The 12,435-nt window shown below is 42.9% G+C and carries 8 protein-coding genes; 7 read left to right on the top strand and 1 reads right to left on the bottom strand.

What is annotated here, in order from left to right:
* The first annotated feature begins 22 nt into the window (after nt 1–22).
* A complete protein-coding gene (locus DEO27_RS17145; RefSeq protein WP_112567696.1) occupies nt 23–670 on the top strand; it encodes a response regulator in 648 nt (215 codons plus the stop codon).
* 121 nt (nt 671–791) lie between these two features.
* Nucleotides 792–2,126 (top strand): glycosyltransferase, encoded by a 1,335-nt coding sequence (locus DEO27_RS17140; RefSeq protein ID WP_112568141.1) that lies wholly within the window; start codon nt 792–794, stop codon nt 2,124–2,126.
* A 218-nt stretch (nt 2,127–2,344) separates the two neighbouring features.
* Here the strand turns inward: DEO27_RS17140 and DEO27_RS17135 are convergent, their stop codons facing one another.
* On the bottom strand, nt 2,345–3,040 hold the full coding sequence (locus DEO27_RS17135) for a response regulator transcription factor (protein ID WP_223817978.1): 696 nt from the start codon (nt 3,038–3,040) through the stop codon (nt 2,345–2,347).
* A gap of 302 nt (nt 3,041–3,342) precedes the next feature.
* Here DEO27_RS17135 and DEO27_RS17130 point away from each other — a divergent pair, with 302 nt between their 5' ends.
* The 5 genes from DEO27_RS17130 (at nt 3,343) to DEO27_RS17110 (ending at nt 12,370) form a co-directional block, all read left to right on the top strand.
* Nucleotides 3,343–3,942 (top strand): RNA polymerase sigma factor, encoded by a 600-nt coding sequence (locus tag DEO27_RS17130; protein WP_112567698.1) that lies wholly within the window; start codon nt 3,343–3,345, stop codon nt 3,940–3,942.
* Nucleotides 3,943–4,023: 81 nt separating this feature from the next.
* On the top strand, nt 4,024–5,166 hold the full coding sequence (locus tag DEO27_RS17125; protein ID WP_190295114.1) for a FecR family protein: 1,143 nt from the start codon (nt 4,024–4,026) through the stop codon (nt 5,164–5,166).
* 77 nt (nt 5,167–5,243) lie between these two features.
* Nucleotides 5,244–8,618: a TonB-dependent receptor gene (locus tag DEO27_RS17120; protein WP_190295113.1), complete on the top strand. Its 3,375-nt coding sequence runs from the start codon at nt 5,244–5,246 to the stop codon at nt 8,616–8,618.
* An 8-nt stretch (nt 8,619–8,626) separates the two neighbouring features.
* Nucleotides 8,627–10,057, top strand: coding sequence for a RagB/SusD family nutrient uptake outer membrane protein (locus DEO27_RS17115; RefSeq protein ID WP_112567702.1), 1,431 nt, complete (start codon nt 8,627–8,629; stop codon nt 10,055–10,057).
* A gap of 54 nt (nt 10,058–10,111) precedes the next feature.
* On the top strand, nt 10,112–12,370 hold the full coding sequence (locus tag DEO27_RS17110; protein ID WP_112567704.1) for a sensor histidine kinase: 2,259 nt from the start codon (nt 10,112–10,114) through the stop codon (nt 12,368–12,370).
* Nucleotides 12,371–12,435: the final 65 nt, after the last annotated feature.

The following is a 12,435-nucleotide window of genomic DNA, read 5'->3' as shown; positions in this document are numbered from 1 at the left end:
TAAATAATAAATATATAAAACTATGAGTATCAGGGTGGCCATATTTGATGATAATAAGAATATTCGGAGCAGTGTGATCATGTTATTAAACACCGACCCGGATTTTGAAGTGGTAGGTACGTTTAGTGACGCAAAACATTGTGTGGATAATGTACTAACCTCAAGACCGGATGTTGTTTTGATGGACATAGAAATGCCCGGCATTAATGGTATAGAAGCCGTGAGGATCTTAACCCGGGAGTTTCCGCATGTTCCGATTCTTATTCAAACGGTTTTTGAGGATGACGAACGCGTTTTTGACTCCATTTGCGCTGGGGCTGCGGGTTATCTCCTGAAAAATCAGCTTAATAGCTCCCTTACAGAAGCTATTAAGGAACTGAAAACCGGTGGCTCCCCCATGAGCCCGTCCATCGCCAGGAAAGTACTTCAACTACTTCAGAGCAGCGGCGAAAGAAGTCGCCGCAGGCCCAGCGAAGAGTATAATCTTACTCCGCGGGAAAAAGAAGTACTAAGCGCCATTGTAAACGGCCTTAGCTATAAAATGATTGCTTATGAGCTGAATATATCTTACGAAACGGTTCGCAGCCATATCAAAAAGATCTATGAAAAATTGCATGTAGCCTCATTGACAGAGGTGGTTGCAAAAGCCATCAATCAAAATATTGTATAAACTGATACCTGCCCGTTGATACTTTGGGTTATTATACTCACCACATTAGGGGATAGCTGTTTTGGATGCGTCGGGCCATATTTGCTGCAAGTAAAAGGTGTTGACAAATACAAAGCGTTATATGAATCAGACAACATTAAATGGATTGACAGGAAAGAAGATCCTGATAGCGACGGTAGCGGCAGACGGACATTTTAACCCGCTCACCGGCCTGGCGAAATTTTTAGCAGATAGCGGCGCTGATGTGCGTTGGTATACCTCGGTAGTTCATGAAAACAAATTAAGACAACTGGGTATCCCACATTTTCCTTTTTTGAAGGCTATCGATATCAATGCAAATAACATCCACAATTTGTTTCCGCAGAGAAAATTTTTAACCGATGCAGGGCAGAAGGCAAATTTTGATATGATCAATATCTTTATTAAGCCAGGGCCCGATCATTTTGAGGACATCAGGGACATTCAGCAGGAGTTTTCGTTTGATGCCATCGTAACCGAAAGTATGTTCCCGGCTATTCCATATCTTTCTGCCAGGCTGGATGTTCCGGTGATTTCAATCGGCATTATTCCATTGGCCGAAAGCTCGGACGATTTAGGACCTTACGGCCCCGGTTTCTATCCCCCTTCAAACGCCGACGAACAGGAGAACATAGCCCGCCTGAATAAGGCGTTTAATGAGGAAGTTTACAAAGAACATATTGATTGTCTTTCTTTGCTTTTAAGTCGCTATGATATCCAGCATCAAAGGACAAATGTATTTGATATGCTGATAAAAACATCTGATCTATATCTTCAGATCGGTTCTCCGTCTTTTGAATATACCCGTAGCAACATGGGGCAAAACGTCCGTTTCATAGGCTCCTTACTTCCTTATTCGGCACGGACGAGCGAAAACCGCTGGGATGACCAAAGGCTTGATGAATATCAAAAAGTAGTACTTGTTACACAGGGCACTATCGAAAATGATATTACGAAACTGCTGGAACCTACTTTAGAAGCCTTTAAAGGGACTGATACCCTTGTCATAGCAACAACAGGTGGAAACCAGACACAAGAGTTAAGAACTAAATACCCTTATAACAACCTGATCATTGAAGATTATATTCCTTTTGACGAGGTGATGCCCTTTGCACATGTTTACATCACTAACGGAGGCTACGGCGGAACACTATTAGGTATTAAAAACAGGCTGCCTATGGTTGCAGCAGGTTTATTTGAGGGTAAAGCCGAAATTTGCGCACGGGTAGGGTACTTTAAATACGGTATAGACCTGAAAACAGAAAGACCAACCCCGGATGAGATCAGGAACGCCGTTGTAAATGTACTGGCCGATCCTGTTTACAAGAATAACATTACTGCTTTGGCAGATGAGATGGAGCAATACGACGCCAGGGAACTTTGCGCAAAATACCTGGTTGAGTTGTTGAACCAATATAATACGATCAATGTAGCATAACCTAAAATGTGATGAATGCTAAGGGCGGCACAAATAAGCAAATTTGTGCGCCCTTTTTTGTTTTAAAAAAAGAATGCGGCTTTGACACCGCATTCTAAACCAAACAAACAAAACTCAACAAAAAAGATTTTTCTTTAACAGCGGCTTACATGGCGTAAATAATGCCATTTGTGAGTTATTATCTTATGGGTGATGGCCAAAGGATTTCGCCTGGTTATTTAAACAATATTAAAGTTGATAGATTTGGCAACCAATTCTGTAAGTGATGCAACCTTTAGCTTTTCATAGATGTGTTTCATATGGCTGCGAACGGTTTCATATGATATGTTCAACTCATAGCCGGTCATTTTATAGTTTTTGCCTTTAACAATGCAGGCCAAAACTTCCTTTTCTCTTCCGGTTAGCTTATAGTTTGCCGCTTGTTCAACGGGACTGAAATGACACATATTATGCTTGACCATATTGATTACCTTGCGGGCGACGGAAGGGCTCATTGGTGAACCTCCGTTCCTTAATTCTTTAACAGCCTTAACTAAAGTTAGCTTCAAACCGTTCTTTAAAATATACCCTGAAGCCCCGGCCAGGATGGATTGATATATCAGCGCGTCATCCTCAAAGTTTGTTTGTACGAGGATTTGGATGTAGGGGAGCTCGCGTTTTAGCCGTTCAATGGTTTCAATTCCGCTAAAGCCAGACGCGGCGATATCTATGATCACCAGGTCTGTTTTGGTGCTCATCAGGTTTTTGATACTGTTTTTAGAACTGTCATACACACCCACAACGTTAAACATGATCTCCGAATTGAGGATCATTACCATGGTGTTCCTTATGTTTTTGTTATCGTCAAAAATGGCTATCCTTAACGAATGATCATTGTTTACAAAGCTCATTCGTTCATTAACATTATTCATCATAGTAAATACTTGTTAAGTTTTTTCTTTCAAACAAAATGCGTAACAGCCATAGAGTGATCGTTGCTATAATAGTCTGTTCGCGGGGTTAATTTTATTTGCATGTTCAAATTAAGCCCATTAAAGGCGCTGTTGAAATGGAAAGGTTGTTGAATTTGGCAAATTAGCCTTTGAACAGGACAATGTAGTTCGCGGTATGCTGACTATCCCAGTTGTAAGTTTTATCATCTAAGATCATGGAAATCTCATGATGTAATGCGTGAAACCAATGGCCAACAGGATAATTTTTATATTTGGCGATCAGAATGTTAGCTTACACCGTATATAACGATGCCGAACTTACCGACTTGCTCAGATCGGGTGATGAGCCGGCTTATACCGAAATTTACCGGCGTTACTGGCGCTTGATGTATGCTCATATTTATAAGATGCTGCGGGACGAAGAAGACTCCAAAGATATCTTACAGGAACTTTTCGGCACGTTATGGACAAAAGCAGATAAGATTCCGGCACAAGGCAATTTAGCCGGCTATTTATATGTGTCGGCACGTAACATGGTGTTAAACCATATTCGTCAGCGTAAATTCCGGAACGATTACCTGAGTTCATTAGCGCAATTTGCGAACGAAGCAAGTAAAGACACGCTTCATTACCTGGAAGAGCGTGATCTTTTGGCGGCCATTGACCGGGAAATTGAAGCGCTGCCACCAAAAATGCGCCAGGTATTTGAGATGAGCCGCAAGCAGAATTTAACCCATAAGGAAATTGCCGAAAGTTTAGGTACATCCGAAGAAACGGTAAAAAAACAAATTCATAAATCGCTTAAAAGGCTCCGGGCTAACCTCAAAGACCCGGATACGGCGGTCAGTCTCCTGATGCTTCTTTCTTTTTTTAAAAAAGTGTAATTTTTTTTCAGCTACGATACCCCCCAGGGCATTTTCATGTGTTTTTGCTTTAAATATGATTTTTTTAAAGTATTAAAAACGATGAATCACCAAGACGCTGATCAATTAATAGCAAAGTATCTGGATAATACAGCTACTCCCGAAGAACGCGCGTTAGTTGAAAACTGGTACATCTTTGAATCAGATAAAAGGAAGCTTTCAGATGACGACAAGTTTGATCATTTGGCGGCCGAGCTTTGGGCCGGAACGCGGCAGCGTGCAGGATTGCAAACCCAACCTAAGGTGAGGAGTTTATGGCCAAGGATTGCAGTCGCGGCTTCAATTGTATTTATCTTATCTGTTGGTCTCTTCGTTTTGTTAAAACACAATGGAACAGGGCAGCCGGGTGATAACGACCAAAACCGTATTGGTGCGATAACGGAGAGGTTCCCTACACTGATCCTCACAGACGGGAAAGAAGTACCCCTGCATAAATCTAAAAACGAACAGCTGATCAGTCAGAATTCTGGTTTAGTTACCCGGTTGACCAACGGTGTATTGAATTATCAACAAGGCGCTGATAATCAGATTGATAATAAGGTGATCGCCTATAACTCACTGCTGGTGCCAAGCGGGGCTCATTACCAGGTTGTGGTGCTGTCTGATGGAACCAAAGTCTGGATCAATGCTGCTTCATCGCTGCGGTATCCTACTGCGTTTAACGGTGATGAACGCCGGGTTGAGTTAAAGGGAGAAGCTTATTTTGAGGTGGCACATAATGCCGCAAAACCGTTTAGGGTGGCCAGCAACAACCAAACGGTAGAGGTTTTAGGAACGCATTTTAATATTAGCGCTTATGATGATGATCCTGCTGTTAAAACAACACTGCTTGAAGGCAAGGTAAAAGTAACCGGCACGGTAAATCATGCCACTCGTTTCCTGTTGCCGGGGCAACAGGCTGTGCTGGGTAAAAATGCCTTCACTGTAAGTAAAGCTGAAACCGCTGAGGCTATAGCCTGGAAAAATGATCAGTTTGAATTTCAGGATGATAATATCCAGCATATTATGCGGGTAATTGCCAGATGGTATGATATGAAGGTAACATATGAGGGGCCAATCCCCGATGATAAGTTTGGAGGGACAATTAACCGGAATTCGGATGTGACAGAGAGTTTAAATATCCTGGAGCTTACCGGGAAGGTCCGCTTTCATGTTAAAGGAAGACAAATAGTTGTATCTAAATAATCTCTCAGTACTTAAAACCGGATAAAGGTTTCTCAATAATGAAAATACGCATCTTCCTAATCTTAAATATATTGATCATGTTTAGCGCTTATGCTTATGCTCAGCAAATAAATCTCTCGGTTAACAAAGCACCGCTTAAAGAGGTTTTTAAGGAGCTTAAAGCCCAAAGCGGTTATAATTTTGTTTATGCCGAGAGCGACTTAAAACAAGCCAGGTTAGTCACCTTAAAAGTGACTTCAGGGAAGTTTGAAGATGTGCTGGTACAGGTTTTCGCCGGGCAACCACTTACTTATACCATCAGGAGCAAAACAGTTATTGTTAAAGCAAAGCCTGCCGAATTTATGGAAAAGGTCAAATCCTTTTTCAGATCACTTACCGGGGTAGTAAAAGACGAAAGAGGAAAGCCCCTGCCTGGAGTTACGGTTTCTGTTGAGGGCTCCGCAAACCGGACCATGACAGATGAAAATGGCCGTTTTTTTTTGAAGGATGTGGATAAGGATGCTGTTATTTCATTTGATTATATCGGTTATAAAAGCCAGCGTGTTCAGGCCAGGAATTTAGAAGGTAATGACATTGCCATTCAGCTGGACCCAAGTATAAACGAGCTTGAAGAGGTTGTGATGGTTGGTTATGGCACATCAAAAAGGAAAGACCTTACCGGTGCCATATCCTCGGTGAATATGGACAATATCAAAAACACCACCTTTACTACTATAGATCAGGCTCTTTCCGGACAAGCCGCAGGTGTTGAGGTTGTACAAGGTGATGGTTCACCGGGAGGCCTGGCTAAAATCCGGATAAGGGGAGGGGCATCAATTATTGGCGGTAACGACCCGCTTTATGTCATCGACGGAGTTCAGCTTAATATCGAGAACAGATATATCCAGGCAGCGGCCGATCTGATCAACCCGGTTGAAAGTTTGACTTCCGATCCTTCTACGCTAACCACCGTTGGGTCCTCGTTTTCCCGTGGGTTGAATACGCTTGCCGGTTTAAATATTAACGATATCGAATCTATTGATATTCTTAAAGATGCATCGGCAACCGCCATTTATGGTTCGAAGGCGGCTAACGGTGTGGTTATTATCACTACAAAAAAAGGTATAAATAACCAGCAGCCATCTGTAGATGCAAGTTATTTTCAAACCTATAGTATGCCCAGGACTATAAAGGTGCTTAACGGAAGCCAATATGAATCGATACTTAAAGAAGGGGCAGCCAACTTAAATAAGCAGATAGCGCCTTATTCGGATATATATGCTGATTCTATCCTAAATGTCCCCTCTTATTTTCGCAACAACACCAACTGGATTGATTTGGTTACCCGTACCGGTGTCAGCAGGAACGCAAATGCAAGCGTTCGGGGAGGTGGCCGGGATACCAGGTATTATACTTCATTATCATATGATGACCAAACAGGCACGGTGCTGGGTACAGATTTTAGCCGTGTTACGGGAAAAGTAAACATTGACAACGAGCTTACTAACCGGATACGTTTGAACGCCAGCCTCAATTATGGTTTTATCAGAAACAACATTAGCAACGGGGTGTACACCTCTGCGTCGCTTGCTCCGCCTAACTTAGCGCCTTTTACCGCGGATGGCTCGCCGACGCAATTTATTCCCGGAATTTTGGCCGGTACTGTAGCCCAGGGCGTTCAAAATCCGTTTAGCTTGTTGCAGGGCAGGAACCATGCCACCACCGCCCTGCTTTTGGGCTCTGCTTCCTTGGAATATACTATTTTAAAATCGTTAAGGTTTAAAAGTACTTTTTCAGTTAATCATACTACTTACCGTCAGCAAAACTACGTGCCGGACGCGCTCTATATCGCTACAATTGATCCCCGTTCAAAAGGTGGGATCTCCACGACCGGGCAAACCCAGGAAACTACTTTTTTTTATGAGAACACACTGACCTGGGATAAGCAGTTTGACGATGATAACCATTTCACCTTATTAGGCGGTACATCCTGGCAGCAATCAAAAACAAATACCTTTTCTGTTTCAGGTATGGATCGCCCAAATAGCGGAACGCTTCCTGACGGAACTCCTGCAACAATATCTTCTTTGCCTGTTAAACTCAATGATCGTAGTGCTTTATTAAGTTTTTATCTCCGCGCCAACTACGCTTTTAAGAATAAATATTTGATAACAATTACAGGCAGGGCTGATGCATCATCCAAATTCCCGGCAAATAACCGGGTGGGTTATTTTCCTTCAGCCGGTTTGGCCTGGCGGTTAAACCAGGAAGGCTTCCTGAAAAATGTTTCCTGGCTTAACGAGTTAAAGCTTCGTGTAAGCAGCGGATTGACAGGCACCCAAAATATTCGCGATAATCTCTTTTATACTTTTTATTCATCGGCTACTTATGCGGGTAGCAACGCCTTGATTGCCTCAAAACTGGGCAGCGATCTTACAAAATGGGAAACTACATTTCAGAAAGACGCGGGGATTGATTTCGCGCTATTCAATTCCAGGGTTCGGGGCAGTATCGGCTATTATGATAAAAGATCGGCAGACTTGCTGGTAGCATTACCTGTTCCTACCAGTACTGGGTTTTCATCGGCGCTGCAAAACTATGCCACTATTGACAACAGGGGGCTGGAAATTGAACTGCGTGGCGACATTATAAAAAACAAGAATTTTAGGTGGAGCACTGCCCTGAACATATCAGGTAACCGGTCTAAAGTACTTAAGTTGAAAGAGGCGTTATCAGATCCCTTAGCCGGACCGCTGACCTCTGACGAACAACTCAATTCACTTTATCTTGGAAACACGATTTTAACAGTTGGGCAGCCGGTAGGATTAATTTACGGATATAAATATTTAGGTGTCCTTAAAAAACAAGATAAAAATAGTTCTTATCCGCCATTGGGAACCCCAATTTACCAATTAATTGAAACCGGCTCTTATGCGGGGCAGGCCGAGCGTATGGTCATAGGGCATGCCGAACCTAAATTTTTTGGCGGGCTTACCCATTCGTTTACTTATAAAAATCTTACGTTAACAACCTTGTTCAGCTTTTCATACGGAGGTGACCTCATTTATCTTCCCAGGCTGAACGATATAACCCTGCTTGATCAATCAAATCATATCACAGCTATTTTAGATCATTACAGCGCTACAAATACTACTTCAAATAATCCGGGGCTGACCCTTAAAGGGAATGCGAATTTGCCGGGTATTTCCAATTTCGCGGTATTCAGCGCCTCTTATCTCAAGCTTAAGTCGCTAACGGTCAATTATCAATTGCCTCAAAAGATCACCGGCAAATTCCATATACATGATGCTACTCTTTTTCTGTCGGGGAATAATTTATTCATTGTTTCAAAGTATCCCGGGCCCGATCCGGAGGTTAGTAACGATCCCTACAGTTTGATTGGCGGGTATACCGATGACGCATCCTATCCTACGGCGCGTCAATATAGTTTTGGTTTAAGGTTGAAGTTATAATTACAAGCATGATCAAAGGAAAAATCAATATAACAATCCTGGCGCTTACCGCGGCAATTGCACTTGGAGCATGCTCAAAGGCATTGAACCCTGTGCCGGCAAACCAGGTGGTTAACGTGAACGCAATTACCGATCAAGCCTCGGCTCAAGCAGTTCTAAATGGCGCTTATCTTCGTTTTGCAAACGGGAATGTCAATAACTTTACAAACTGGACATATAATGAAATTCCCGGAAGCGTATTTGCCGGTTTTATTGGTGATGGCTATACCACGGTTGATCCCAATGAAACTAATAATTACAACAACACTTTTAGCCAGGCCATCTGGGATAACTCTTATAAGCTGATTGAAGCTTCGAATGAAGTTATCAGTGGGGCAACCAATCTCAATGCCGGCGCATTTACCGGGAACAGAAAAAATGAAATACTTGGCGAAGCCCGTTTTTTACGAGCATACGGCGCTTTTCGGGTGATGGGCTATTTTGCACAATGGTGGGATGTTTCCAGCAAGTTTGGCATCATTATACGTGATCAGCCTTCTGCCGTAAGTAATATTGCTAAGGCAAGGAGCGATGTGGGTACAAGCTACGATTTTATCCTGGCCGACTTGGACTTTGCTATTGCCAACGCGCCGGCAACAAATCCGCGTTATTATGCAACCAGATGGGCTGCCATGGCTTTAAAAATGCGCGTACTAATGAGCCGCGGAACTTCGGGTGATTATGCCCAGGTTATTGCGTTAGCTCAGGCGATCCAGCAATCTGGCTTCTATTCGCTGGAAAATAGTCTGAAGGATATTTTTTATGTTAAAGGTCTTGCCAGCTCAGAGGTGATTTTAGGTATTCAGCCCTTTGCCGGACAGGAGAAGTATATTGCGAGCCTTAGCCGGGCGTATTATCCGGGCACAACCGATCTATGGGTTGCCAAAAAAGCGCTGAAAGATCTACTGGCCAATGATCCGAGAGGGCAGTGGATGCTTAATAAAGAAACTATCTATACTGTATTAATCCCCAACACCTATCATTTTCAGAAATACATTGCCTATGGCGCTATGCCAACTCAATTATCTGAAACCGCTTATGCTTTCCGTTTAAGCGAGGTTTACCTGCTGGAATCGGAAGCGATAATCAGGTCGGGTGGAAGCCTTGATCAAGCCAGAACTTTACTCAAAACAGTAATGAGCAGGGCTGGTGTGACAGATTTTTCGGCGGTTGACAATGCAACCACTACCGAAAGCATGTTACTCCAAAACTACTATGAAATTGTAAGGAATCTTGTAGGTGAGGATGGCGCAGACTGGATGGCTCTGCTGCGGTTCCCTTTGGCAACTGTAACCCAACTAAGGCCAACAATTACATCAAATCAGCAATATATTCTACCAATTCCTTTAACTGAGTTTAAGGCTAATCCGGGTATCGGGTTGCAGAATCCAGGCTATTAATATTACCAGACTAAAGATGGAAGTTCAGTCACACGGATCTAAACATAAAGCAATATGAAAGTTAGGGCTCTTGTTTTTTTATTATTCATGTTTATGGCGAGTACCATTCATGCCCAGAAAGTAGAGGAGAGGCCCGAACATGAATTGGTTAGACTTAAAACGATGCCTGCTGATACCGCGCGGATAGCTACACTGATAGATCTGGCCGAGGCTTACGAATATATGCCCTACCAAAAGAGCCGGACAGACACTATCGATATGTTTTTAAAAGAGGCCCAAATGCTGAATGCAAAGTTCAGGGTGAATAAGTTCCGGGACAGAATTGACATTTTAGCCGCGCAAACCGCGTACGACCGGAATCAGAGCCTTGACCTGAAAGAGCTTTTTCTTCCCATCGTTGATAGGTGCAGGAAATCAGGAGATACCTTGGGAGAGTGTCTCGCATGGTCGCAGCTGGCGGTGAATATCGTTCGCGGAAAGGAAGAAATACAGTTTAAATTGTATTGCTTTGAACAGGCGTTACAACTGGCTAAAAAGCTAAACGACCGGGAGAGGGTATTTGACATAGCTACTAACATTGCGGATATCCATATCTGGCAGGGTAACTTTAGTTTGGCCGAAAAGGAACTGTTGCAAATAATCAATCCGGATCAGAAAGCTTCATATATGAGCCTGCTATTTGCATATTACCGCCTGTCGCTGGTTTATGTGAAAGAGGGTAATTATCCCCATGCCCTGGACTACGCGCTGAAAACAGAGCAAACAATGCGGCTTGCAGCAGATTCGTCCTATGCTTATGACTTTTATATCCGGATTGCCGAGATCCAGAAGGATTTGGGCAACTTGTCTGAAAGCTTGAAATGGGCAAAAAAGGCTTACGTTTTTGTTGTGAATGGTCATGAAAACCCGGACATAATTATCAAAGCTAAAAGTGAGGTCGCAGAGCGACTTTTAGATTTGGGAAAACCGGATGATGCTTTGAAATTTGTTTTGATAGCGCCTGATGAATACAAAATACTTGATCCCTCTTCACGGCTACTGTACCTTTCGTTAGTTGGCGATTGTTACCAGCAACTCAAAAAGTATCCGCTTGCCGAAAAGAATTATCTGGATATGATTGCTTTGGTACGCAGGCAAAAAGACGACTTTTCTGCCCGGGAAATTGGTTCCGGATTTCAGAGTATCGGATCTTTTTATCTGAACATACATCAGCAAAACATCGCAAAGCCTTATCTCCTTGAAGCCTTAAAGTACCTTAAGGTCTCCGGAAAAAAGAACGATTTAAAACGTAACTATCTGATGCTTTTTCAAGCTGATTCTGCTGCCGGTAATTACCAAAGTGCCGTGTCTTATCTGCAATTAAGCAACCAATTAAAAGACTCCATCTTCAATACCGAAAAGAACAAGCAAATACAGGAATTGCAAGTATCCTTTGATACCGAACAAAAAAACAGGGACATAAGCGAGTTACAGGCTGCCGCAAAACTGCAAAAATTAAGTTTGAGAAACCTTGAGGCATCAAGAAACTGGGTTGTTTTAGGTTCCTGCCTGCTCCTGGTTGTAGCGGTGTTACTTTATAGAAACTCGTTAGTAGCAAAAAGGAATAACCAGCTTATCCAAAAGAAAAATCAATCCTTGCAGCGGTTTCTCCAGGAAAAAGAATGGTTGATCAAAGAAGTACATCACCGGGTAAAAAATAACCTGCACACGCTTATCTGTTTATTGGAGTCACAAGCTAAAAACCTGAAGGATGACGCACTGAAGGCCATTGAAACCAGCCAAAACCGGATTTTTGCGATGTCGTTGATCCACCAAAAGCTTTACCGGTCGGATGATGTAAAAACCATCAATATGGCCGAGTACATTCCCGAACTCATTTTTAACCTGGAGCGGAGTTTTGATCTTGCAGACCGGGTTTCCTTTAATATCGATATAGCCCCTGTGTTTCTTAATGTGGCCTATGCTATACCCTTTGGGCTGATCATTAACGAAGCGGTAACCAATGCCATCAAATATGCTTTTCCTGTGGGAGGTGGCACTATCTCGGTTATATTATATCAATATAACAACGAGGTGGTTTTGACAATAGCTGATAACGGGATAGGAATGCCCCGCAATTTCAATGAGCATACTAATCAATCATTAGGCATCGAACTGATGAGGGGCTTGTCGCAGGATATAGATGCCGAGATCAGTTTTGAGACGCATGACGGAACCCGGATCATAGTAACCTGTCTCCCCCGTAATAATTTTGATAAGGAAGCATTGATAGTAACCGGTAACGGAGCGCTCGCAACATTGATCGAACACTGAAGAAGCCGAGGTATGGCCAGGGTATCATAAGACGAGGTTAAAACAGAGGGGCATCTGTGGGAATA

It is taken from the genome of Mucilaginibacter rubeus, from assembly GCF_003286415.2.
GTDB lineage: Bacteria > Bacteroidota > Bacteroidia > Sphingobacteriales > Sphingobacteriaceae > Mucilaginibacter > Mucilaginibacter rubeus_A.
Note: the sequence above shows the minus strand (reverse complement) of the source record. Positions and strands in the feature narration are given on the sequence as shown.